At 44.8% G+C, this 23929-nt stretch carries 21 protein-coding genes; 17 read left to right on the forward strand and 4 right to left on the reverse strand.

Going from position 1 to position 23929, the window contains the following annotated elements; all coding sequences use genetic code 11:
• Position 1 precedes the first annotated feature (1 nt).
• The 12 genes from acpP (at position 2) to queA (ending at position 11672) form a co-directional block, all read left to right on the forward strand.
• A complete protein-coding gene (gene acpP, locus R8695_RS06300; protein WP_118509595.1) occupies positions 2 to 229 on the forward strand; it encodes an acyl carrier protein in 228 nt (75 codons plus the stop codon).
• Positions 230 to 354: 125 nt separating this feature from the next.
• The gene (rnc, locus tag R8695_RS06305) at positions 355 to 1038 is read left to right on the forward strand and encodes a ribonuclease III (RefSeq protein ID WP_154780056.1); all 684 of its coding nucleotides are present in this window, start codon (positions 355 to 357) and stop codon (positions 1036 to 1038) included.
• A gap of 11 nt (positions 1039 to 1049) precedes the next feature.
• Entirely contained in the window at positions 1050 to 4610 is a 3561-nt protein-coding gene (smc, locus tag R8695_RS06310) for a chromosome segregation protein SMC (RefSeq protein WP_154780055.1), read from the forward strand.
• 15 nt (positions 4611 to 4625) lie between these two features.
• Complete coding sequence (ftsY, locus tag R8695_RS06315; RefSeq protein ID WP_118509598.1) at positions 4626 to 5576, forward strand: signal recognition particle-docking protein FtsY; 951 nt, start codon at positions 4626 to 4628, stop codon at positions 5574 to 5576.
• 26 nt (positions 5577 to 5602) lie between these two features.
• Positions 5603 to 6814, forward strand: coding sequence for a threonine ammonia-lyase (gene ilvA / locus R8695_RS06320; protein WP_154780054.1), 1212 nt, complete (start codon positions 5603 to 5605; stop codon positions 6812 to 6814).
• Positions 6815 to 6983: 169 nt separating this feature from the next.
• The gene (gene ylxM, locus R8695_RS06325; RefSeq protein ID WP_118509600.1) at positions 6984 to 7307 is read left to right on the forward strand and encodes a YlxM family DNA-binding protein; all 324 of its coding nucleotides are present in this window, start codon (positions 6984 to 6986) and stop codon (positions 7305 to 7307) included.
• 3 nt (positions 7308 to 7310) lie between these two features.
• Complete coding sequence (gene ffh / locus R8695_RS06330) at positions 7311 to 8666, forward strand: signal recognition particle protein (protein ID WP_118509601.1); 1356 nt, start codon at positions 7311 to 7313, stop codon at positions 8664 to 8666.
• Between the two features lie 93 nt (positions 8667 to 8759).
• Positions 8760 to 9005, forward strand: coding sequence for a 30S ribosomal protein S16 (gene rpsP / locus R8695_RS06335; RefSeq protein WP_118509602.1), 246 nt, complete (start codon positions 8760 to 8762; stop codon positions 9003 to 9005).
• 61 nt (positions 9006 to 9066) lie between these two features.
• Complete coding sequence (locus R8695_RS06340; RefSeq protein ID WP_008704683.1) at positions 9067 to 9297, forward strand: KH domain-containing protein; 231 nt, start codon at positions 9067 to 9069, stop codon at positions 9295 to 9297.
• Between the two features lie 90 nt (positions 9298 to 9387).
• Positions 9388 to 9891, forward strand: a complete 504-nt coding sequence (gene rimM, locus R8695_RS06345) for a ribosome maturation factor RimM (RefSeq protein WP_154780053.1) — start codon at positions 9388 to 9390, stop codon at positions 9889 to 9891.
• Positions 9892 to 10650, forward strand: coding sequence for a tRNA (guanosine(37)-N1)-methyltransferase TrmD (gene trmD, locus R8695_RS06350; protein ID WP_154780052.1), 759 nt, complete (start codon positions 9892 to 9894; stop codon positions 10648 to 10650).
• Positions 10647 to 11672, forward strand: coding sequence for a tRNA preQ1(34) S-adenosylmethionine ribosyltransferase-isomerase QueA (gene queA / locus R8695_RS06355; protein ID WP_118509605.1), 1026 nt, complete (start codon positions 10647 to 10649; stop codon positions 11670 to 11672). The genes trmD and queA overlap by 4 nt, the downstream gene beginning before the upstream one ends.
• Before the next feature lie 87 nt (positions 11673 to 11759).
• Here the strand turns inward: queA and R8695_RS06360 are convergent, their stop codons facing one another.
• Complete coding sequence (locus R8695_RS06360) at positions 11760 to 13103, reverse strand: CapA family protein (protein WP_154780051.1); 1344 nt, start codon at positions 13101 to 13103, stop codon at positions 11760 to 11762.
• Positions 13104 to 13324: 221 nt separating this feature from the next.
• Between R8695_RS06360 and R8695_RS06365 the strand changes: the two genes are divergently transcribed.
• Together R8695_RS06365 and R8695_RS06370 are read left to right on the forward strand one after the other, a co-directional pair.
• A complete protein-coding gene (locus R8695_RS06365; protein ID WP_118509607.1) occupies positions 13325 to 14161 on the forward strand; it encodes a deoxyribonuclease IV in 837 nt (278 codons plus the stop codon).
• A 17-nt stretch (positions 14162 to 14178) separates the two neighbouring features.
• Entirely contained in the window at positions 14179 to 14511 is a 333-nt protein-coding gene (locus R8695_RS06370) for a hypothetical protein (RefSeq protein WP_118509608.1), read from the forward strand.
• Positions 14512 to 14660: 149 nt separating this feature from the next.
• On the opposite strand, the gene R8695_RS06375 is transcribed toward R8695_RS06370, so the two are convergent.
• The gene (locus R8695_RS06375; RefSeq protein WP_118509609.1) at positions 14661 to 15650 is read right to left on the reverse strand and encodes a 2-hydroxyacid dehydrogenase; all 990 of its coding nucleotides are present in this window, start codon (positions 15648 to 15650) and stop codon (positions 14661 to 14663) included.
• A gap of 187 nt (positions 15651 to 15837) precedes the next feature.
• On the opposite strand from R8695_RS06375, the gene R8695_RS06380 reads away from it, so the two are divergent.
• Complete coding sequence (locus tag R8695_RS06380) at positions 15838 to 16101, forward strand: barstar family protein (RefSeq protein ID WP_118509610.1); 264 nt, start codon at positions 15838 to 15840, stop codon at positions 16099 to 16101.
• A gap of 108 nt (positions 16102 to 16209) precedes the next feature.
• On the opposite strand, the gene aroA is transcribed toward R8695_RS06380, so the two are convergent.
• Together aroA and R8695_RS06390 are read right to left on the reverse strand one after the other, a co-directional pair.
• Entirely contained in the window at positions 16210 to 17484 is a 1275-nt protein-coding gene (aroA, locus tag R8695_RS06385) for a 3-phosphoshikimate 1-carboxyvinyltransferase (protein WP_154780050.1), read from the reverse strand.
• 29 nt (positions 17485 to 17513) lie between these two features.
• Positions 17514 to 18605, reverse strand: a complete 1092-nt coding sequence (locus R8695_RS06390; protein ID WP_118509612.1) for a prephenate dehydrogenase — start codon at positions 18603 to 18605, stop codon at positions 17514 to 17516.
• 385 nt (positions 18606 to 18990) lie between these two features.
• Between R8695_RS06390 and R8695_RS06395 the strand changes: the two genes are divergently transcribed.
• Complete coding sequence (locus tag R8695_RS06395) at positions 18991 to 21081, forward strand: elongation factor G (protein ID WP_154780049.1); 2091 nt, start codon at positions 18991 to 18993, stop codon at positions 21079 to 21081.
• A gap of 289 nt (positions 21082 to 21370) precedes the next feature.
• Positions 21371 to 23773 (forward strand): leucine--tRNA ligase, encoded by a 2403-nt coding sequence (leuS, locus tag R8695_RS06400; RefSeq protein ID WP_154780048.1) that lies wholly within the window; start codon positions 21371 to 21373, stop codon positions 23771 to 23773.
• The last annotated feature ends 156 nt before the right edge of the window (positions 23774 to 23929 follow it).

Below are 23929 nucleotides of genomic sequence, written 5' to 3' on the forward strand. Positions count from 1 at the left end.
GATGGAACTGGAGAAAATAAGAGCTATCATAGCAGAGGTTCTGAATATTGATGCAGATTCGATCACAGAAGACACTACATTTGTAGATGATCTTGGTGCAGACTCTCTTGATATTTTTCAGATTATTATGGGGATTGAAGAGGAGTATGACATTGAGCTGGATAATGAATCTGTCGAACAGATTCAGACAGTCGGTGATGCTGTTGAAGCAATTCGGACAATTAAATAAAAATGTAGCTGTCCGGCAGTCTGAAATTTGACAGGAGCATAATACAGGCGCACTGAGCAGTTGCAAAAAATGATGTCGCAGGGTTGTCAGATGACAGCCCTGCGCATATGGAGAGGGTTAGAGGAATGAATAGAAAGACAGAAGAATTAGAAGAAATCATAGGATATCATTTTAAAAATAAACATTATCTTACACAGGCACTGACACACAGTTCCTATGCAAATGAGAAAAAGCTGGGCAAACTTGGAAGCAACGAGAGACTGGAGTTTCTGGGAGATGCAGTGCTGGAGCTGATCAGCAGCGATTTTCTGTACGCGAGGTTTTCACAGGTGCCGGAAGGAGAACTGACGAAAAAGAGAGCCAGCCTGGTATGCGAGCCAAGCCTTGCTTACTGTGCCAGAGAATTCGGGCTTCCGCAGTTTCTGCTCCTTGGCAGAGGGGAAGATATGACAGGCGGAAGAAACAGGGATTCTATTGTTTCAGATGCAACAGAGGCATTGCTTGGAGCCATTTATCTGGATGGTGGTTTTGCTAGTGCAAAGGAGTTTGTGCTGAATTTTATCCTGAATGATATGGAGCACAAACAGCTCTTTTATGATAGCAAGACCATCTTGCAGGAGATTGTGCAGGAAAATGGTACACAGCCTGTAGAGTATGTTCTGATCGGAGAAGAAGGACCGGATCATAACAAGAACTTTACAGTAGAGGCAAGAGTTAACGGAAAGATCATGGGTCAGGGAAGCGGCCATACCAAGAAAGCCGCGGAACAGGCGGCAGCATATCAGGCCATCCGTACTATCAAAAAATAGACAGGTGAATTATGTATTTAAAGAACATTGAGGTACAGGGCTTTAAATCTTTTGCCCAGAAGATCAATTTCGAATTTCATAATGGAATTACCGGGATTGTAGGCCCTAACGGAAGTGGAAAGAGTAATGTAGGCGATGCAGTACGCTGGGTTCTGGGAGAGCAGAGTGCCAAATCCCTTCGAGGGGGAAATATGCAGGATGTTATTTTTTCCGGGACAGAACTGCGTAAGCCGTTAAGTTTCGCATCCGTAGCCATTACCCTGGATAATTCCGACCATAAGTTGCCGGTAGATTTCAATGAAGTTACAGTAACCAGAAGACTGTACCGTTCCGGTGAAAGTGAATATCTGATCAATGGAAGTGCCTGCAGGTTAAAGGACATCAATGAGATGTTTTATGATACAGGTATTGGTAAAGAGGGATATTCCATTATCGGACAGGGACAGATCGACAGGATCTTAAGCGGCAAGCCGGAGGAGAGAAGAGAGCTTTTCGATGAGGCAGCAGGGATTGTCAAGTTTAAACGAAGAAAGAATGCTACCATAAAGAAACTGGAAGATGAACGCCAGAACCTGGTGCGTGTGACAGACATCCTCTCCGAGCTTACCAGACAGCTGGGACCTTTGGAGAAACAGTCAGAGACTGCAAAGATCTATCTGGCGAAAAGAGAGACTCTCAAGGAACTGGATGTAAACATGTTCCTTCTGGAATATGCAGAAACTGCCAGAAATCTGACAGAGCTGGAAGGCAAGCATAAACTGGCACAGGATCAGCTGGAGGACACCCGGAAATCCTATGATCAGACCAGGGTGGAATATGACCGTCTGGAAAAGGAACTGGAGGAACTTGGCAGCAGGATCGATCACCTGCGGATCGAGAGTCAGGAAAAAGCTCTGCGCAAGCAGCAGCTGGAAGGCCAGATCAGTGTCCTGAATGAACAGATCCTTGCAGGTGTGCAGAATGAGGAACATTATAAAGGCCGTCTGCAGACCATAGAGGAAGAACTTGCAGGACGTAAAGAATCCAGGGAGAAACTGGAAGAAGAAAAGGCTGATCTGAGAAGCCGTTTAAAAGATGTAAAGGACAGACTGCAGTCAGAGGAGAAACATCTGGAAGAGCTCCAGGAAAATATCCAGACCTGCACGCTGGCAGTGGAAGATGGCAAGAATGAGATCATTGAGATCCTGAACAGCCGTGCCAATACCAAGGGAAGAGCGCAGAGATTCGATGCTATGATGGAGCAGACTGAGATTCGTAAGGCGGAGATCAGCCAGAGAATCCTCAGATTAAAGAGTGAGGAAGAAGAGCAGCAGACTGTGCTGAAGAAAGCGCAGGAGCAGTTCGATGCCATCACGGAGATCATCCGTACATCCAATGAAGAGTGTAATCGCCTGAGTCAGGAAACTGACAGGATCCAGAAGAAACTCAAGGAGCAGAACACTCAGCTGGAAGCATACCAGACTGCTTATCACAGAGAAGCTTCCAGGCTGGAATCCCTGCGTAATATTACAGAGCGTTATGACGGCTACGGTAACAGTATCCGCCGGGTAATGGAACAGAAAGAACGGGTTCCGGGAATCCAGGGTGTTGTGGCAGATCTGATCCAGGTAAATAAGGATTATGAAGTAGCCATTGAAACGGCACTTGGAGGCAGCATTCAGAATATTGTAACGGACAATGATCAGACTGCGAAGACACTGATTGAATTTCTGAAGAAAAACCGGTACGGCCGTGCTACTTTTCTGCCTATGAGCAGCATCAGCCCGAGAGGAGATTTTTCCCCGAGGGAGGCGCTGAAGGAGCCGGGAGTGATCGGTGTGGCCAGTGAACTGGTGACCACTGCACCTCAGTATCAGCAGATTGCGAAATTTCTGCTGGGACGTGTGCTGGTAGTAGATCATATTGATCATGCCATTGCCATTGGAAGAAAGTACAGGCACAGCCTGCGAATGGTTACCATAGAGGGGGAATCTTTGAGCCCGGGTGGTTCTATGACAGGTGGTGCATTTAAGAACAGCAGTAACCTTCTGGGAAGAAGAAGAGAGATCGAAGAACTGGAAACCCGTGTCGGGGAACAGAAATCCAGGCTGGAGACCATGCAGAAATCCATGGAAGAGAGCAGGAAGCGCAGGAATATGATCCGTGAAACCATTGCAGAATTCCAGGAAAAGCTCCGCCAGCATTACATAGATCAGAACACTGCGAAGATGAACATTGCCCAGCAGGAGAAAAAGGCAGAAGAGATCCGCAGCGGCTATGACCAGATCAACAGAGACCAGGCTGAAATCAAGCGGCAGGTTCAGGAGATCCGTCTGGATCATGACCGTATTGCACAGGAACTGGAGAGTTCCAAACAGGATGAGCAGGAACTGGAAAGTTTTATCCAGGAGAAACAAAGCGAGCTGGATGAATGGAAGGAAGAGGAAAGCCAGGTAACCAAGGCGTTGGAGGAAATCCGTCTTCAGGCTTCTTCTCTGGAACAGAAAGATCGTTTCGATCAGGAGAACTTAAGCCGACTTCTTTCTGAGACCAGAACTCTGGAATCAGAGAAAGAAGACATATATGAATCCCTGATTCAGAGCAGTCAGGAAATGGAGAAAAAGAAACAGTCTATTGAGGATCTGAGAAAAGAAGCAGAAACCTGCGGTAGTCAGGAAGAGACTGACCATGTACAGCTGGAAAATCTCCAGAAAGAAAGGGAGAAACGAAATTCTTCACATAAAGAGTTTTTTGAAAAAAGGGATCAGCTCTCCGGCCAGATCGGACTTCTGGACAAAGAATGCTTCCGTCTGAAGAGCCAGATGGAGAAACTGGAAGAGAGCAGGGAAGAACGTATTTCCTATATGTGGGAGGAATACGAGATCACTCCGAACAATGCTCTTTCCTACAGAAAAGAAGAACTTACAGATCTGCCGCAGATGAAGAAGCAGGTAGCGCAGATCAAAGACGAGATCCGTAAATTAGGTTCTGTCAATGTAAATGCCATCGAGGATTACAAAGAGCTTCTGGAGCGTCATGAATTCCTGTCCGGCCAGTATAACGACCTGGTTACAGCGGAGAAGACCCTGGAGCAGATCATACAGGAGCTTGACGAGGGAATGAGGCGGCAGTTTACAGAGAAGTTTACAGAGATCCAGAGGGAATTTGACAAGGCTTTCAAAGAACTTTTCGGAGGGGGTAAAGGAACTCTGGAACTTGACGAGGAAGCAGATATCCTGGAAGCAGGGATCAAGATCATTTCTCAGCCTCCGGGCAAAAAGCTCCAGAATATGATGCAGCTTTCCGGTGGTGAGAAAGCACTGACAGCTATTGCACTTCTTTTCGCGATCCAGAACCTGAAACCGTCACCATTCTGTCTATTAGACGAGATCGAGGCAGCGCTGGATGACTCCAATGTTGGACGTTTCGCCGGATATTTACAGAAGTTGACGAAAAACACACAATTTATTATAATAACTCATAGACGTGGAACTATGAACGCCGCAGACCGGCTTTATGGTATTACCATGCAGGAAAAAGGGGTATCTACACTGGTTTCTGTTGACTTAGTAGAGAACCAGCTTACCCAGTAACAGGAGGAGTTTCACATGGCAGAAGAAAAGAAAGGTTTTTTTAAGCGATTAGTCAGTGGACTGACAAAGACCAGAGATAATATCGTAGCCGGATTTGACAGTATTTTCAGTGGATTTTCCAGCATTGATGAAGACTTTTATGAAGAGCTGGAAGAGATTCTGATCATGGGTGATATCGGGATCAATGCAACCACTTCTATTATTGAGAATTTAAAGAAAGAAGTTTCCGAGCGCCATATCAAGCAGCCGATGGAATGTAAGCAGCTTCTGATCGAAGAGATCAAGGATCAGATGCGTGTGGACAGCACAGAGTACGAGTTTGAGAACCGTAAATCCGTAGTTCTTGTGATCGGTGTCAATGGCGTTGGAAAGACTACTTCAGTAGGAAAGCTTGCAGGCAAGTTAAAGGATCAGGGTAAGAAAGTGGTCCTTGCGGCAGCGGATACATTCCGTGCGGCAGCCGGCGAACAGCTGACTGAATGGGCACACCGTGCAGGTGTTGAGATCATCGGCGGACAGGCAGGAGCTGATCCTGCGTCAGTGATTTATGATGCAGTGGCAGCAGCCAAAGCGAGAAATGCGGACGTACTTCTCTGCGATACAGCAGGACGTCTTCATAATAAAAAGAACCTTATGGAAGAACTTCGCAAGATCTACAGAATCCTGGAGCGGGAGTATCCGGATGCATATCTGGAGACACTGGTTGTTCTGGACGGAACTACCGGACAAAATGCCCTCGCACAGGCGAGACAGTTTGCGGAGGTCGCAAATGTCAACGGTATTATCCTTACGAAATTAGACGGAACTGCAAAGGGCGGTATCGCCGTTGCGATCCAGTCTGAACTGGATATACCGGTGAAGTACATTGGCGTAGGAGAGAGTATTGACGATCTTCAGAAATTCGATGCAGATGCTTTTGTAAATGCGTTGTTTGATGTAGACCATAAAGAAAACCCGGACGCTTAAGATTAGACAAAAATGGAGGAAGAACAATGCTTACATTAGAGAGTTTTGAACAGGCATCAGAGATCGTAAAGCAGGTCACACAGGAAACAAAGCTGATCAAGAGCAGCTATTTCAGCGATCTTACAGGAAACAAGGTTTATTTAAAACCTGAGAATATGCAGCGTACAGGTGCATACAAGGTTCGTGGAGCTTATTATAAGATCAGCACTCTTTCCGATGAGGAGAGAAACAAAGGTCTGATCACAGCATCCGCAGGAAATCATGCACAGGGTGTTGCATATGCGGCACATAAATACGGAGTGAAGGCAGTGATCGTTATGCCGACTACTACTCCGTTGATCAAAGTTGAGAGAACCAAGAGCTATGGCGCAGAAGTTATCCTGCACGGTGATGTATATGATGAGGCATGTGCATATGCACTGGAGCTGGCAGAGAAAGAAGGATATACTTTTATCCATCCGTTTGATGATCTTGCAGTTGCTACAGGACAGGGTACCATCGCAATGGAGATCGTTCAGGAACTTCCGCTTGTTGATTATATCCTGGTCCCCATCGGTGGAGGTGGACTTGCAACAGGTGTTTCCACACTTGCGAAACTGCTGAATCCACATATTAAAGTAATCGGTGTGGAACCGGCAGGAGCAGCTTGTATGAAAGCTTCTCTGAAGAAAGGTGAGGTTGTGACTCTTCCTCATGTAAATACAATTGCAGACGGTACTGCTGTACAGACACCTGGTAAGAAGATCTTCCCATATATCCAGAAGAATCTGGACGATATCATTACAATCGAGGATGATGAGCTGATCGTTGCTTTCCTTGATATGGTTGAGAATCACAAGATGATCGTAGAGAACTCAGGTCTTCTGACAGTGGCAGCCCTTCGTCATCTGGATGTAAAAGGTAAGAAAGTTGTTTCTATCTTAAGTGGTGGAAATATGGACGTGATCACCATGTCTTCTGTTGTTCAGCACGGCCTGATCCAGAGAGACAGAATCTTCACAGTATCCGTCCTCATCCCGGACAAGCCGGGTGAACTGGTACGTGTGGCAAGCGTGATCGCGAAGGCTCAGGGTAATGTTATCAAACTGGATCATAACCAGTTTGTAAGTACCAACAGAAATGCGGCAGTGGAACTTAAGATCACACTGGAGGCATTTGGCACAGATCACAAGAATGAGATCGTCAAAGCCCTCGAAGATGCAGGATGCAGACCGAAAGTTATTCGTCCTAGTCTGTAAAATCTGATTGGTTATTATATAGGTAAAAATGGAAAGCTCTGGTGTCCAGTGATTGGATGTCAGGGCTTTTTTGTTTGGGTTTTTAAATCTGGTAATTAAATTTACTTTGTCAAGAGAAAATGCTTGACACCCCGCCCGAAATAGGTTAAGATAGTCAAGGTGATTACAGATGGAGAAGTTTGTAGAACAAGGTTATTTATATGATTTTTATGGAGAACTTCTGACCGAGCGGCAGCAGCAGGTTTATGAGAGCGTGGTGCTGGAGGATTATTCACTGAGCGAGGTTGCAGAGGATCTGGGCATCAGCCGGCAGGGTGTGCATGATATGGTGAAGAGATGCAATAAGACACTGGAGGAGTATGAACAGAAGCTCCATCTTGTAGAGAAATTCCTGAACATACGGGCTCAGGTGCAGCGGATCGGTGTACTTGCCCGGGAATATCATTCCGAGGAAATTGCAAATATTTCCAGTGAGATTTTAGAGGAGTTATGACATATGGCATTTGAGAGCTTGACAGATAAACTGCAGAATGTATTCAAGAAGTTACGTAGTAAGGGACGCCTCACAGAAGAAGATGTAAAGCTTGCCCTGAAAGAAGTAAAGATGGCTCTTCTGGAAGCCGATGTTAACTTCAAGGTCGTAAAGCAGTTTACCAAATCCGTACAGGAGCAGGCAATCGGACAGGACGTGATGAACGGACTGAATCCGGGCCAGATGGTGATCAAAATCGTAAATGACGAACTTGTGAACCTGATGGGAAGCGAGACAACAGAGCTGCCCATGCATCCTGGAAATGAGATCACAGTATATATGATGGCCGGTCTGCAGGGGGCAGGTAAGACCACCACAGTTGCCAAGCTTGCAGGCAAGCTGAAATCCAAAGGAAAGAAACCACTTCTGGTGGCCTGTGACGTTTACCGTCCGGCAGCTATCACACAGCTGCAGGTCAACGGCGAGAAACAGGGCGTAGAAGTCTTTTCCATGGGTGACAAACAGAAGCCGGTAGACATTGCGAAAGCAGCGATCGAGCATGCAAAAGCCAACCAGCAGAATGTAGTCCTGATCGATACAGCAGGACGTCTTCATGTAGATGAGGACATGATGCAGGAACTTGCAGATATAAAAGCAAACATTCAGGTAGATGCCACAGTCCTTGTGGTAGATGCCATGACAGGACAGGATGCTGTAAATGTTGCGAAGACATTTGCAGATAAAGTAGGAATCGACGGTGTGATCCTGACCAAGATGGATGGTGACACCCGAGGCGGTGCAGCCCTTTCCATTAAGGCAGTAACCGGCAAGCCGATTCTTTACGTAGGTATGGGAGAGAAGCTCTCCGATCTGGAACAGTTCTATCCGGATCGTATGGCATCCAGAATCCTGGGAATGGGCGACGTCATGAGTCTGATCGAGAAAGTGGAAGCATCCATTGATAAAGAACAGGCACAGGACATGCAGAAGAAGTTAAAGAAAATGGACTTTGACTTCAACGATTATCTTACCAGCATGGAACAAATGAACAAGATGGGCGGTATCGGAAGTGTCCTGAACATGCTCCCGGGTATGGGCAGCAAGATGAAGGACATCGAAGGTATGATCGATGAGAAAGCACTGGACAGAACGAAATCCATCATTCTTTCCATGACACCTCAGGAGAGATCCAATCCGTCAGTCTTAAACATTTCCAGAAAGAACCGAATTGCCAGAGGCGCAGGAGTAGATATCTCCGAAGTCAACCGTCTGGTGAAACAGTTTGAACAGAGTAAGAAAATGATGAAACAGATGCCGGGTCTTATGGGCGGCAAGACAGGCAAACGGGGTGGAGGATTCAAACTTCCTTTCGGACTGTAGGCCAGAAGAAACTACGAGGTAGCGAAGCGAAACACGCTTTGACATAATAATAACTTAAGAAAATAATATCATTTAAATGGAGGAAAAGAAACAATGGCAGTTAAAATCAGATTAAGAAGAATGGGACAGAAGAAAGCACCTTTTTATAGAATCGTAGTTGCAGATTCCCGCAGCAAACGTGATGGAAGATGTATCGAAGAAATCGGAACATATGATCCAAACCTTGAGCCAAGCGCTGTAACAGTAGATGAAGAAGCTGCTAAGAAATGGCTTGCAGCAGGCGCTCAGCCAACAGACGTTGTTGCTAAAATCCTTAAAAATGCCGGAATCGAAAAATAATCAGATCTACCAGTAAGGTATTTCTGCAGCGTCCAGATGGGACGGGTCAGGGAGGTATGTAATGAAAGAATTAGTGGAAGTAATTGCAAAATCTCTTGTTGAAAATCCGGATGAAGTAGTCGTAACAGAAACAGAAAAGGAAGACGCCATTATTGTAGAACTGAAAGTCGGACCTGCTGACATGGGTAAGGTCATCGGACGCCAGGGACGAATAGCCAAGGCAATCCGCACTGTAGTAAAAGCGGCATCTTCAAAAAGCAGCAAAAAAGTGATTGTAGATATTCTGCAATGAAAATAGGGTCAGGAGCTGTGGTTATCCCCATGGCTCCTGATTTGGGTTTTACATTGATTTTTAGGAATTAAAGATAAAAGGAGTCGGCAGATGGAGGATGTATTAAAAGTTGGCGTGATCACCACCACGCACGGTGTACGGGGAGAAGTAAAGGTTTATCCTACAACAGATGCAGACCGTTTTCTGGATCTGGAATACGTTCTGCTGGACACTGGCAGAGAAAAAAGAAAACTGGAGATCCAGAATGTGAAATATTTCAAGAACCTGGTAATCCTGAAATTCAAGGGTATTGATAATATCAATGATATTGAAATGTACAAACAGAGAGAACTTTGGGTTCCAAGAGAAGAGGCACAGGAGCTTGATGAGGACGAGTATTATATTGCAGATCTGATCGGAATGGATGTGGTACTAGAAGATGGCAGTCATTTCGGAACGCTGAAAGACGTGATGGAAACAGGTGCAAACGATGTATATGTAGTAGAGGATGAAAATGGCAAAGAAGTACTGCTTCCTGCGATCAAAGAATGCATTCTGGACGTGGATGTTGAGAAAAACAGTATGACCATACATCTGATGAAAGGATTAATCTAAATGAATTTTCATGTATTGACTCTGTTTCCGGAAATGATCGAAAATGGCATGAACACCAGCATCACAGGAAGAGCCATTGCCAAAGGACTTCTTACCCTGGAAGCTGTGAACATCCGTGATTTCGCTTTCAATAAACACCAGAAGGTAGACGATTACACCTATGGCGGCGGTGCCGGCATGCTGATGCAGGCAGAACCTGTATATCTTGCATATGAATCCATTGCCAGCCGTACGGCAAAGAAGCCCAGAGTAGTCTATCTTACTCCCCAGGGGCAGGTGTTCAATCAGTCTATGGCAAGAGATATGGCTCAAGAGGAAGATTTGGTATTTCTCTGCGGCCACTACGAAGGAATTGATGAACGTGTTCTGGAGGAAATTGTCACAGATTATGTGTCCATCGGAGATTATGTACTGACAGGCGGTGAACTTCCCGCCATGGTCATGATGGATTCCATTTCCAGAATGGTGCCGGGAGTGCTGAATAATCAGGAATCAGGAGAAACAGAATCCTTTGCCGGGAACCTGTTGGAATATCCCCAGTACAGCAGACCGGAAGAATGGCACAATAAGAAGGTACCGGAAGTATTGATGTCCGGTCACCATGCAAATATAGAGAAATGGCGCAGAGAACAGTCCATTTACCGTACAGCGAAAAGACGCCCGGATCTGCTGAAAAAGGCAGACCTTACCAACAAGGAATGGAACTATGTACGCCAGTTAAAGAAACAATGGAAAGAAGAAGAGGAGCAGACAAAATGAAAACAGCAGATTTTTATTATGATCTTCCCCAGGAGCTCATCGCCCAGGATCCTCTTGAGGACAGAAGTTCATCCAGATTAATGCACCTGTCACTGACAGACGGAAGCATTGAACATCGTCATTTTACAGATATCCTGGACTATCTGGAAGAAGGGGATTGCCTGGTTATCAATGATACGAAGGTAATTCCTGCCCGTTTATACGGACATAAAGAAGAAACAGGAGCATTGATCGAGATCCTGCTTCTGAAGCGAAGAGAGAACGATATCTGGGAATGTCTGGTGAAACCTGGCAAAAAGGCCCGTCCAGGTGCGAAGATCACATTTGGAAACGGTATTCTGAAAGGTGAGATCATAGATGTGGTAGACGAAGGAAACCGCCTGATTCAGTTCCATTATGAAGGAATCTTCGAAGAAATCCTGGATCAGCTGGGCGAGATGCCATTGCCTCCGTATATCACTCATAAACTGAAAGATAAAAACAGATACCAGACTGTTTATGCGAAAAACGAAGGTTCCGCAGCAGCACCTACTGCAGGACTTCATTTCACAAAGGAACTTCTGGAGAAAGTCAAAGAAAAAGGTGTCAATATCGCCCATGTGACACTTCATGTAGGTCTTGGAACTTTCCGGCCTGTCAAGGTGGACGACGTGGAAAGCCACCATATGCATTCTGAATTCTATATCGTAGAAGAGGACCAGGCGAAGCTGATCAATGATACAAAGAAAGCTGGAAAACGTGTGATCTCTGTAGGAACCACAAGCTGCAGGACACTGGAATCTGCCACAGGAGAAGATGGAATCCTTCGCGCAGGAAGCGGATGGACAGAGATCTTTATTTATCCGGGATATCATTTCAAAATGATCGATGGACTGATCACTAATTTCCATCTGCCGGAATCTACACTTCTTATGCTGGTGTCCGCACTGGCTGGCAAAGAAAACATCATGCATGCCTATGAGACTGCTGTACAGGAGAAGTACAGATTTTTCTCTTTCGGCGATGCCATGATCATTATCTGATGAAATAAAAATACCCGGATAAGCTGCTGGAACATTTTGCAAATGTTTCAGGTTTATCCGGGATTTTTTATGTCGTTGAAGGCTTCTTTATTCTTCTGAATCATCTCCGGTGTCAATATTGGAACTGTCATCCGAAGTTTCGCTTCCGGTATCAATATCTGCAGTATCTGCGGAACTACTGTCTGAAGAACTGGTAGCATTATTATAAACTGCTGTAAAAGTAGTTCCCTCTGCAGTCTGAATATCCGCACTTCTTTCATTGATCTTCGCCAGGATTCGGGCTGCTTCGTCTCCCTCAGCCGGAGTTGGCTGATAATTATTATATCCTTCGTAAGCAGCCGAAGAAATGGAACAGGGGATCACATTGGTCACATTATCTGCCTGTACTCCCTCTGAAGTAATGGTAAACGTCTGCTGGTAGATCATAGTGTCCATATCACTTGGAGAACTGTTTCCGCCGAAACAGAAATTTCCCAGACTGTAGATGATATTTTTGCCTTTGTAGGTCTCGATTCCCTGCAGAACATGAGGATGATGTCCACATACCAGATCTGCACCTTCATCGATTGCCAGACGTCCCAGAGTAGTCTGATTACTGTCCGGAACGGTCTCTGTTTCATTTCCCCAGTGGAAGATCACCACGATCAGCTGGGCACCATCGGCTTTTACTTTCGCGATATTATCCTTTAACTGCTGTTCTCGCTCCAGATGATCTTTCAGCTCGTAAATGCCGACCATCCCTACTTTAATCCCTTTCACATCCATAACAGCGGTCTTATCATAACCGAAATGTACGATCCCTGCCGCATCCAGCGCGGTCATGGTATCTTCGTAGCTCTGATCTCCGTAATCATGACTGTGGTTATTGGCTGTATTTACCGCTTCCACAGAACCATCTGTAAGGATGGAGGTAAAAGAAGCAGGTCCCTTAAATGCAAAAGTTTTATCCTCCCTTGCGTCGGATTCGGTCAAAGTTCCCTCGAAATTGGCAATGGTCAGATCATCCTGTGAAAAAATGCTTTTTACATTCTGAAGGAAATAAGCGGAGCCGTAGTTTTCATAATAAGCATTCAGGCTGGTATCATAGTCAAAAGTCTCATCTGTACCCAGAGTACAGTCTCCTACCACACTTAAAGTTAGAGAAACCGGATCCGTGACAACAGCATCTGCAGATTCGGAAGAAGTTTCGCTGTTTACATTCATAGATACCGCGTCCTGAGCAGCGGCCTTTTCGGCTGCTTTGGAATTTCTGTAATTACTGCATCCGCGGATACCCGCCAGGATCAGAATAAACACCAGGATAAAGGCGCCGATCCCGCCTGCAATATACAGCTTCTGCCGTGATTCCTGGTAATACCGTGATTTCTTATACAATTCCCGCTTACGCGTTGCTGCAGAACGGTTGCGGGGATCTTTCTTATGTATTGCCATAAAGTACTCACTTTCTTTATAGTATGAAATGTTCATTCTCTGCAGAAATCCCGGATGATCTTTCCGATTTGCGGATCAATGCAGAAAATATTGTACACACACTAACAAGTATAAAGAGAATTCACAGAATCGTCAACAAATAACTCTTTTCATAAAATAAGATTTTTGTTATAATAATATTTCAAAAGGTTACATAAATATTACAAATAGAGGAAAAGAATATGTTATATATAGGGAATCATACAAGTTCATCCAAGGGTTATGCAGCCATGGGGTGGCAGATGCTGAAAAACGGCGGAAATACCTTTGCTTTTTTTACCCGGAATCCCAGAGGTGGGAAAGCGAAAGAGATTGATCCATCTGATGTAGAGAAGTTTCTGGAGCTTGCCAGGGAGAATGAGTTTGGAAAACTGGTAGCACATGCACCGTATACCATGAATTGCTGTGCAGCCAAAGAGAATCTGAGAGATTTTGCCAGGGAGACCATGTCAGATGATCTGAAACGCATGGAATATACACCGGGAAACTATTACAATTTTCATCCCGGCAGTCATGTAGGTCAGGGAGCAGAAACCGGCATTAAGAAGATCTCAGAGATCCTGAACGAAGTTCTGACGAGAGAACAGAGCACAACGGTACTGCTGGAAACCATGTCAGGAAAGGGCTCTGAGGTAGGACGGAATTTCCAGGAACTGAGGCAGATCATTGACCGGGTAGAATGTAAGGAGAAGCTGGGAATCTGTCTGGATACCTGTCATGTGTGGGATGGCGGCTATGATATTGTGAATGATCTGGATGGCGTGCTGAAAGAATTTGACCAGGTGATCGGCCTGGAACGGTTAAAGGCTATCCATCTAAATGATAGTATGAACGGTCTTGGCAGTCATAAAGACCGTCATGCGCGGATCGGAGAGGGAGAGATTGGTCTGGAAGCCCTGCTTCGCGTGATCAATCATCCGGCAGTCAGGGGAATCCCGTTTATTCTGGAAACGCCCAATGACGATGAGGGATGGGCGAGAGAAATCGCTCTTCTCAGAAATGGTTATAAGGAGAACTAAAAAAGGAGAATCAGAATATGAAAAAATTCAGAATTTTACTGCTTACAGGCATGATTCTGGGAGCTACAGCCTTCGCAGGATGCGGCAAGATGGCAGAAGATGATATTAATAACAAAGAAGTATTTTCCGATGATCTGGAGCCTCTCACAGAGGAAGAACTGGATGCTATGGATGCAGACACTTCAGATGATGATATGGAAGCCATTGACGAACCGTCAGAAGATGATGCACAGGAAGATACACAGGATAGTGCGCAGGATAATAAGAAGAACACAGATAAAAATACTGAAGGTAAAAATACTACAAATAAAAATGTAAATAAGAGCACAACGAAAAACAGCAGCAAATAACGTATATAGAGAAAGAACAGCATAATAAAAACGGAAGACACGGCACATACTGATGCACCGTGGTCTTCCGTTTGCTTATTTAACCAGACTGCGAGTAGTTCTCTGTTTATGAGTAAGCAGCGAAACAGATGATTTTATCCGTTTAAAAATTATGAAAGTACTTCATTTACCAGTTGCTCGCCGTTCATGAATGCTTTCGCATTCTCCATGGTAGTCTCTGCGATATTTGTGAGAGCCTCTCTGGTGAAGAATCCCTGGTGGGAAGTCATGACAACATTCGGGAAAGACAGAAGACGCTGGGTAATGGAGCTTTGCAGGATACGTTCAGACATATCCTCGAATACGAAGTCAGTTTCCTCTTCATAAACATCCAGGCCAACTGCGAAGAATTTGTGGTCACGGATACCGGAGATCAGATCATCTGTCTTGATCAGGCCGCCGCGGGAAGTATTTACAAGGATTACTCCATCTTTCATTTTGGCGATAGTTTCTTCATTGATGATGTGCTGGGTTTCCTCTGTCAGCGGGCAGTGAAGACTGATGAGATCACTGGTTGCCAGAAGCTCATCCAGGGAAACATATTCCAGATAATCCAGGCTTTTATTTGGGAAAAGGTCATAGGCGATCACTCTCATACCGAAGCCTTTGCAGATCTTTGCCATAGCCTGGCCAATCTTACCGGTTCCGATGATACCTGCAGTTTTCTGGTAGAAGTTTACGCCCATCAGACCGCTTAATGCGAAGTTATTCTCGCGGCATTTGATATAAGCTTTATGAGTATGGCGGTTGGCTGTAAGTGCAAGAGCCATTGCATGTTCCGCAACTGCTTCCGGAGAATATCCCGGAACACGGAGAACCTTCATGCCGTATTTGTGAGCTGTTTTCAGGTCTACATTGTTATAACCTGCGCAGCGCATAAGGATCAGTTTGACACCCTGTTCATTCAGCTCTTTGATTACCTGAGTACCCAGATCTGCATTAACGAACGCACAGATTGCCTCATAGCCTCTGGCAAGGGAAGCGGTCTCTTCGTGAATGTTGGCTTCTGTAAATTTGATCTCTATACCCGGATAAGAGGGAAGAAGCTTTTCGAAAAATTCCTCGTCGTAGTTTTTTGTGCCGTAAAATAAAATTTTCATAAAATAATAGCTCCTCTCTGGTAAATTGCATATCAGTATGATATACTCACCGTGAAAATTACAGTTATAAATTATATACTATTTGAGATAAGATGAAAAGAGGATAGTGGATAAAAATTCTCAAGTATCTCAAAAAAAACAAACTGCATGAATCATAAGTATATTGTGTGCGAAGGAGGAGAAAAATATGCAGGAAGTATATGTGAACGGTGAAGAATTTGATAAAGCAGAGGATGTCTGGGAGTATCTGAAGGAAGAACTTGGACTGGAAGCAGGAGATGTCGGTGGCCTTTATGATGCGCTTACAGAATTAAGTGATGATACGAAGATCACCATAGATATGTCACAGGTGGCAGATGATGATCTTCTGGATGCTATGGAACATATGGTTGAGGTGATGGAAGAGGCAGCAGGAGAGAGCGATTATCTGGAAGTTGTCTGTATAGAATAATAGAAACAACAGAAATCCCCCGTAAGATAGTATAGAATATAACTGTCTTATGGGGGATTTTATGCTACAGGAGAGAATCATCCTGCAGCATTTCTGGTCGGTAATGTTTTATTTATCAAGAGAATACAGGTCTTCATAAAATTCAGGATAGGAGATCTTTACGCAGTCTCCGTCTTTGATAGTAAGTGTTCCGTCACAGATGGTTCCTGCCACAGCGAAAGACATGGCGATACGATGATCCAGATAAGAATTGATCTCTGCACCATGAAGGGGTCTGCCGCCATGGATGATCATTCCGTCATCTGTTGGCTGGATATCGGCACCCATACGTTTCAGCCCTTCTGTTACCACAGCGATACGGTCGGATTCTTTTACCTTCAGTTCCTGCGCGTCTTTGATCACAGTAGTTCCTTCTGCGAAAGCCGCCATCACTGCAATCATCGGGATCTCATCGATCAGTGTGGGGATAATCTCGCCCTCAACAGTAGTTCCGTGGAGGCTGCTTGTGCGGATCAGCAGATCTGCAGTAGGCTCCCCTTCTGCGCTGGCGTTAAGTAAAGTGATATCAGCTCCCATAGCCCTGCATACACGAAGCATTCCATCCCTGGTAGGGTTGATGCCTACATTCTTAAGAAGGATCTCACTTCCGGGTGTAAGAAGTCCCGCTGCAATAAAATAAGCAGCAGAAGAAATATCTCCCGGAACTTTGATCTCCCGGCCGTTCAGTACAGGCTCCGGTTCGATGGAAGCGGTTGTACCCTGAGAAGTTACATTTGCACCGAAATAATTCAGCATGATCTCCGTATGATTTCTGGAAAGCACCGGCTCTGTGACTTTGGTGACACCATCTGCATACATACCTGCCAGAAGTACACAGGATTTTACCTGTGCAGAAGCCACCGGTGACTGATAATGTGTGGCATGTAAAGGTTTCCCTGTAATACGTAAAGGTGCACAGCTGTTGTCTTTCAGACTTACGATATCAGCACCCATAGAGAGAAGAGGAGTCATGATTCTCTTCATAGGACGGGACTGGATAGAAGCATCACCGTTTAATTCACTGGTAAAAGACTGCCCGGCCAGGATTCCGGAGATCAGTCTTGTGGTAGTTCCACTGTTTCCCACATCCAGAACTCCGGACGGAGTGCTCAGTCCGTGAAGTCCCTTGCCATGAACCAGAATTTCTGAAGCATTTCTTTCAATATCAATTCCCATTTTCCGGAAACAGGAGATGGTAGAGAGACAGTCTGCTCCCTCCAGAAAATGTGTGATCCTGGTAGTACCCTGTGCAAGAGAGCCAAACATAACTGCACGGTGGGAAATGGACTTGTCCCCCGGTACAGTCAGCTCTCCTGACAGATGTGTCTGCTTTTTTATTTCCATGTTTGATTCCTGCCTGTTCTTAAAGTTATTTAACGCTCGTAAACGATATAATTTCTCTTTCTGAGAAGTGCGGCACCCTTTTCCATAGAGGTGCCATCATAGAATTCAATCTTCAGAACACCTTCCTCGAATTCACGGTTGTGAATGATACCGATATTCTTGATACTGATCTTCTCCATGGCCAGGATCGTTGCGATAGTAGCGATACCACCGGCCTCATCGGCAATGTCCAGATACAGGACATAAGCTTTCTTCAGAAGTCCGTTGTCTACTACATCGATAGAATCACGGTAATCCCTGGAACTTGCAAACATCTGATACAGGCTCTTGGAATCCTTGTTATCCACGAAGCAGCGGATCTGGATCAGGAGGCGGATATAATCGTCCAGTACATTGGAAATATTCTGATTATTTTCCACACAGATCTGCTCCCACATAACAGGAGAAGAAGAGGCAATACGCGTAATATCGCGGAAACCTCCCGCTGCAATAGTTTTCATATATTCCTGGTCACTGTCTAACATGTTGACCAGATTTACCAGCGCAGAAGCGATGATATGAGGCAGATGACTGACTCCGGCAGTGATGAAGTCGTGTTCTTCGCTGGTAAGAACCATAGGGATAGCACCCAGGGAAGAAATCATCTCTGTGAAATCTGTCAGCTTCTCCAGAGGCACCTCGCCGCCGGGAGTGATGATATAGTAGGCATTCTCGATCAGACGGTCACTGGAAGATTCGAAACCGGTCTTCTCAGAACCTGCCATGGGATGACCGCCGATGAAACATGACTCCATTCCCAGACGCTCCACTTCTTTATGGATAATGCCCTTCACACTGCCGACATCTGTGATGATGGTGTCAGGACCGATATTCTCCTTGAAATATTCCAGATATTTCACATTAAATTCAACCGGTGCGCACAGGAAAATATAATCACATTTCTTAAACCGTTCATCCTGTTCTTCACACACTGCGTCGATCATATTGCTGCTGACTGCTGTGGCAAGTGTTTCCCTGTCCCTGTCATAGGCAAGGATATGGTAATCTTCGTGGTATTTCCGGATGGCCCTGGCAATTGATCCGCCAATCAGTCCGAGACCGATAAAACCGATAGTTTTCATAGTGGTTTTTGCATCCTTTCAGTTACTGTAATTTCATAATTTACTATTTTAAAGGATATGATATGAAAAGTCAATTCATAGGAATACTTTTGTACATAAATAATTTAAAGCGGAAAAGCGAAATCCCACTGAAAGGATTTTTTGTAAAATAAGATAAAATACATAGTTAAAAACAAAGGAAAATACTGAAAATATATAAAATGCTCATGAAATTACAAGAAGTTCACAAAAAAAGATGTTAAAATTTCATAAAATACTTGAAAAATATAAAAAAATTTAGTAATATATAACCATATCGTTGCTGCGGACGTTACAGGCAGCATAATAAGTTACTGTGAACGAAGTGAACAGTAGCAATTAACAGACAAACAGGGAGGTACGCAACATGGATGTATTTAGAACTGACCGAATCAGAAATGTAGTCCTTTTAGGTCATGGGGGCGCTGGCAAGACTACACTGGCAGAGGCAATGGCTTACTTATCAGGAATGACTAACCGTCTCGGAAGAGTAGAGGACGGAAATACAGTCAGCGATTATGACAAAGAAGAGATTAAGAGACATTTTTCCATTTCTACCACATTGATCCCGGTACCATGGGATAAGATGAAGATCAATGTGCTGGATACTCCCGGATATTTCGATTTCGTAGGCGAAGTAGAAGAAGCAGTAAGCGCAGCAGATGCAGCGATCATTGTAGTTTCCGGTAAAGCAGGCGTTCAGGTTGGAACACAGAAAGCATGGAATTTATGTGAGAAATATAAACTTCCGAGAATGATCTTCGTTACAGATATGGACGTAGATGATGTCAGCTACCGTAAAGTTGTAGAACAGCTCACAGAACTCTATGGCAAGAGGATCGCACCGCTTCACTTCCCGATCCGTGAAGACGGTAAATTTGTAGGATATGTAAACGTTGTAAAACAGGCTGGACGTAAATACATAGATAAAGGTAAGAAAGAGGAATGCGAGATTCCTGAATACCTGGATGAATATCTGGAGAAATATCATGATATCCTGATGGAATCTGTAGCAGAGACCAGCGAGGAATTCATGGACCGTTATTTCGAGGGAGATACTTTCTCCGTAACAGAGGTTTCCGCAGCACTTGCCATGAACGTACAGGAAGCATCTATCGTACCTGTATGCATGGGTTCACCGATCAATCTTCGCGGTGTATCCAATTTACTGGATGATATCTGCGGATATTTTCCAAGCCCGGACAAACGTGCATGTAACGGAATCGCTCAGAAGACCAACGAGATCTTCGAAGCAAACTATGACTTCACGAAAGTAAAATCCGCATATGTATGGAAAACCATCGCAGACCCGTTCCTGGGCAAATATTCTCTCATTAAAGTATGCTCCGGTGTTATCAAATCCGACGATGCTTTATTAAATGTAGAGAAAGGCGAAGAAGAACGTCTGAATAAATTATATGTACTGGAAGGCTCCAAACCAATCGAAGTTCCTGAACTTCATGCCGGTGATATCGGTGCCATTGCGAAATTAAACAGTGTACAGACAGGTGACAGCCTTGCAACAAAGGCAAACCCGATCGTTTATGCGAAATCTGTAATTTCCACACCTTATACCTGCAAGAGATTCAAAGCAGTAAAGAAAGGTGATGAAGATAAGATTTCCCAGGCACTGGCCAAGATGATGAGTGAAGATAAGACACTCCGCGTAGTAAATGACAGTGCCAACCGTCAGAGCCTTATCTATGGTATCGGCGACCAGCATCTGGATATTGTCGTGAATAAATTAAAAGAACGCTATAAAGTAGACGTAGAACTGAGCAAGCCGAAGGTTCCGTTCCGTGAGACCATCCGTAAGAACTCAGATGTGGAAGGTAAACATAAGAAACAGTCCGGTGGACATGGACAGTACGGACATGTTAAGATGCGCTTCGAGCCATCCGGTGATCTGGAGACACCTTATGTATTCGAGCAGGTTGTAGTAGGCGGTGCAGTTCCGAAGAACTACTTCCCGGCAGTTGAGAAAGGTCTGCAGGAATGCGTATTAAAAGGACCTCTGGCTGCATATCCTGTAGTCGGCGTGAAAGCAACTCTGTATGATGGATCCTATCATCCGGTAGACTCCTCAGAAATGGCATTTAAGATGGCAACCATCCTTGCATTTAAGAAAGGTTTCATGGATGCATCCCCTGTACTCTTAGAGCCGATCGTATCCATGAAAGTAACAGTCCCGGATAAATACACCGGTGATGTTATGGGTGACCTGAACAAGCGTCGTGGTCGTGTTCTTGGCATGACTCCGGATCATCAGGGCAATACCATTATCGAAGCAGATGTACCTCAGCTTGAGATTTACGGATATTCCACAGACCTGCGCTCCATGACAGGCGGAAGCGGAGATTTCTCCTATGAATTCGCACGCTATGAGCAGGCTCCGAACGACATCCAGGCGAAAGAGATCGAAGCAAGAGCAAGCAAGGTGGATAATGTGGAAGAATAATTACAGAAAATTACTGATAGAGCAGTAATTTATGTCAGCGCTATGAATTAAGAAATAATATATCATGAAGCAGGAAGGACAGGACATTTTGCAGAAATGTGGAATGTCCTGTCTCTTTGTCCTGTCATGCAGGAGAGTGCCCAAAAGCAGGGATTTTCCTGGAAAATCCGAAAAAAGTGCCCTTTTTACCGCAAAAACAGCCAATACTGCGAAAGGTTACATTGACAAACCACGGCCATTGAATTAAAATGAATCCTTAGATACAACAAATGTTGGAGGAAGCATAGAAATGAAATACTTGTTTAAAAAGATCGAGCCTAAGTGGCAGGCGAAATGGGAAGAAAGTAAAATCTTCGAAGCCAAAGACAACAGTGATAAACCTAAATTCTATGGCCTTGTAGAGTTTCCATATCCAAGCGGTGCAGGAATGCACGTAGGACATATCAAAGCATATTCCAGTTTGGAAGTTATTTCCAGAAAACGTCGTATGGAGGGATACAATGTACTTTTCCCAATCGGATTTGATGCATTCGGCCTTCCTACAGAGAACTACGCAGTAAAGACAGGAACACATCCACGTATCATCACAGATGAGAATATTAAGAAATTCTCCAACCAGCTGAAGAAAGTAGGATTCTCTTTTGACTGGAATCGTGTGATCGATACAACAGACGAAGACTATTACAAATGGACCCAGTGGATCTTCCTGAAAATGTTTGAGAAAGGTCTCGTATTCAGGGACAGAACTCTGGTAAACTACTGCCCGCACTGTAAAGTAGTCCTTTCCAATGAGGACAGCCAGGGCGGCAAATGTGATATCTGCCACAGCGAAGTTGTTCAGAAGTCCAAAGATGTATGGTACTTAAGAATCACTCAGTATGCAGATAAACTTCTGGAAGGCCTGAAGGATGTAGACTATCCGGAGAACGTAAAACAGCAGCAGATCCACTGGATCGGTAAATCCAAAGGTGCTTTCGTAAACTTCGACGTTGACGGAATCGACGAGAAGCTTGAAATCTATACAACCAGACCGGATACCCTCTTTGGTGTAACTTTCATGGTAATCGCACCGGAGCATCCGATCATTGACAAATATGCAGATAAAGTTACAAACATGGACGAGATCGTCGCATACCGTAACGAATGTGCGAAGAAAACAGAGTTCGAGAGAACACAGCTTGTGAAAGATAAAACAGGTGTGAAGATCCAGGGACTTGAGGGAATCAACCCGGTTAACGGTAAGAAGATCCCGATCTATATTGCTGACTATGTAATGATGGGCTATGGTACAGGTGCCATCATGGCAGTGCCTGCACATGACCAGCGTGACTATGATTTCGCTAAGAAATTCGGCATTGATATCATCGAAGTTATCAAAGGCGGAGACATTTCCAAAGAAGCCTATACAGGTGACGGTGAGATGGTAAACTCTGATTTCCTGAACGGATATACAAAGAAAGCAGACTCTATCGAGCGTATGCTGGAAGAACTGGAGAAGAAAGGTATCGGTAAAGCGGGTGTTCAGTATAAGATGAAAGACTGGGCATTCAACCGTCAGAGATACTGGGGCGAGCCGATCCCGCTGATCCACTGCCCGAATTGCGGTGTTGTAGCAGTTCCGGAGAACGAGCTTCCACTGCGTCTGCCGGATGTGAAAGATTTCGAACCAGGTGAAGACGGACAGTCCCCGCTTGCGAAGATTGATTCCTTCGTAAACTGCACATGCCCGAAATGTGGTGCTGCAGCGAAACGTGAGACAGATACCATGCCTCAGTGGGCAGGATCTTCCTGGTATTTCCTGAGATATACAGATCCGCACAATGCAAACGCACTGGCAGATATGGATAAACTGAAATACTGGATGCCTGTTGACTGGTATAACGGTGGTATGGAGCATGTTACCAGACATATGATTTACTCCAGATTCTGGCATCATTTCCTGTATGACCTGGGTGTAGTAAACACACCGGAACCATATGCGAAACGTTCTATCCAGGGCCTGATCCTTGGACCGGACGGAGATAAGATGAGTAAATCCAAAGGCAACGTAGTAGATCCTCTGGATATCGTAGAAGAATACGGTGCAGATACCCTCCGTACCTATGTACTGTTCATGGGTGACTACGGTGCAGCTACTCCATGGAGCGACAGCTCTGTAAAAGGCTGCAAGAAATTCCTTGACCGTGTTGCAGGTCTCACAGATCTTCTGTCTGAAGAATCTGTTTCCGATGAACTGGAAATGAAACTTCACCGTACTATCAAGAAAGTTTCTTCTGATATCGAAAACCTGAAATTCAACACAGCCATCGCCAGCCTGATGGCACTGCTCAACGAGATCACAGCAGAAGGACACTTAAGCAAAGATGACCTGACAATTTTTATCAAACTGCTCAGCCCGTTCGCACCTCATATCTGTGAGGAAATCTGGGAGTTCATCGGTGGAGAAGGCTTCCTGGCAGTATCCCCATGGCCGGAATACGACGAAGGCAAAACAGTAGCCAAGACTGTAGAGATCGGTGTACAGGTAAACGGTAAAGTAAGAGGAACCATCGTCATCCCGACAGACTGCGAGAAAGAAAAAGCATTCGAGATCGCCAAAGCAGACGAAAGAGTTGCATCCTTCCTGGAAGGAAAGAATCTCGTAAAAGAGATCTATGTACCGAATAAGATTGTGAACTTTGTTGCGAAATAAATATTATTAAATAAATAAGAAGGAACCATATTCCCGGGGGAAGATCAGAAAGTGATCTGGGGGAGGATGGTTCCTTTTTTTGCCAGAGAGGGGGGAAATATACAGGGAAGAAAAATTGCATAAAAATTGCAAAAAAATATCGCAGAGTATGTTACT

It is taken from the genome of Blautia luti, from assembly GCF_033096465.1.
GTDB classification, from domain to species: domain Bacteria; phylum Bacillota; class Clostridia; order Lachnospirales; family Lachnospiraceae; genus Blautia_A; species Blautia_A luti.

Bases quoted from the DNA above. Each gene is read 5' to 3' on its own strand.
- acpP (WP_118509595.1), top strand. From the start codon at position 2: ATGGAACTGGAGAAAATAAGAGCTATCATAGCAGAGGTTCTGAATATT.
- rnc (WP_154780056.1), top strand. From the start codon at position 355: ATGAATAGAAAGACAGAAGAATTAGAAGAAATCATAGGATATCATTTT.
- smc (WP_154780055.1), top strand. From the start codon at position 1,050: ATGTATTTAAAGAACATTGAGGTACAGGGCTTTAAATCTTTTGCCCAG.
- ftsY (WP_118509598.1), top strand. From the start codon at position 4,626: ATGGCAGAAGAAAAGAAAGGTTTTTTTAAGCGATTAGTCAGTGGACTG.
- ilvA (WP_154780054.1), top strand. From the start codon at position 5,603: ATGCTTACATTAGAGAGTTTTGAACAGGCATCAGAGATCGTAAAGCAG.
- ylxM (WP_118509600.1), top strand. From the start codon at position 6,984: ATGGAGAAGTTTGTAGAACAAGGTTATTTATATGATTTTTATGGAGAA.
- ffh (WP_118509601.1), top strand. From the start codon at position 7,311: ATGGCATTTGAGAGCTTGACAGATAAACTGCAGAATGTATTCAAGAAG.
- rpsP (WP_118509602.1), top strand. From the start codon at position 8,760: ATGGCAGTTAAAATCAGATTAAGAAGAATGGGACAGAAGAAAGCACCT.
- R8695_RS06340 (WP_008704683.1), top strand. From the start codon at position 9,067: ATGAAAGAATTAGTGGAAGTAATTGCAAAATCTCTTGTTGAAAATCCG.
- rimM (WP_154780053.1), top strand. From the start codon at position 9,388: ATGGAGGATGTATTAAAAGTTGGCGTGATCACCACCACGCACGGTGTA.
- trmD (WP_154780052.1), top strand. From the start codon at position 9,892: ATGAATTTTCATGTATTGACTCTGTTTCCGGAAATGATCGAAAATGGC.
- queA (WP_118509605.1), top strand. From the start codon at position 10,647: ATGAAAACAGCAGATTTTTATTATGATCTTCCCCAGGAGCTCATCGCC.
- R8695_RS06360 (WP_154780051.1), bottom strand. From the start codon at position 13,103: ATGGCAATACATAAGAAAGATCCCCGCAACCGTTCTGCAGCAACGCGT.
- R8695_RS06365 (WP_118509607.1), top strand. From the start codon at position 13,325: ATGTTATATATAGGGAATCATACAAGTTCATCCAAGGGTTATGCAGCC.
- R8695_RS06370 (WP_118509608.1), top strand. From the start codon at position 14,179: ATGAAAAAATTCAGAATTTTACTGCTTACAGGCATGATTCTGGGAGCT.
- R8695_RS06375 (WP_118509609.1), bottom strand. From the start codon at position 15,650: ATGAAAATTTTATTTTACGGCACAAAAAACTACGACGAGGAATTTTTC.
- R8695_RS06380 (WP_118509610.1), top strand. From the start codon at position 15,838: ATGCAGGAAGTATATGTGAACGGTGAAGAATTTGATAAAGCAGAGGAT.
- aroA (WP_154780050.1), bottom strand. From the start codon at position 17,484: ATGGAAATAAAAAAGCAGACACATCTGTCAGGAGAGCTGACTGTACCG.
- R8695_RS06390 (WP_118509612.1), bottom strand. From the start codon at position 18,605: ATGAAAACTATCGGTTTTATCGGTCTCGGACTGATTGGCGGATCAATT.
- R8695_RS06395 (WP_154780049.1), top strand. From the start codon at position 18,991: ATGGATGTATTTAGAACTGACCGAATCAGAAATGTAGTCCTTTTAGGT.
- leuS (WP_154780048.1), top strand. From the start codon at position 21,371: ATGAAATACTTGTTTAAAAAGATCGAGCCTAAGTGGCAGGCGAAATGG.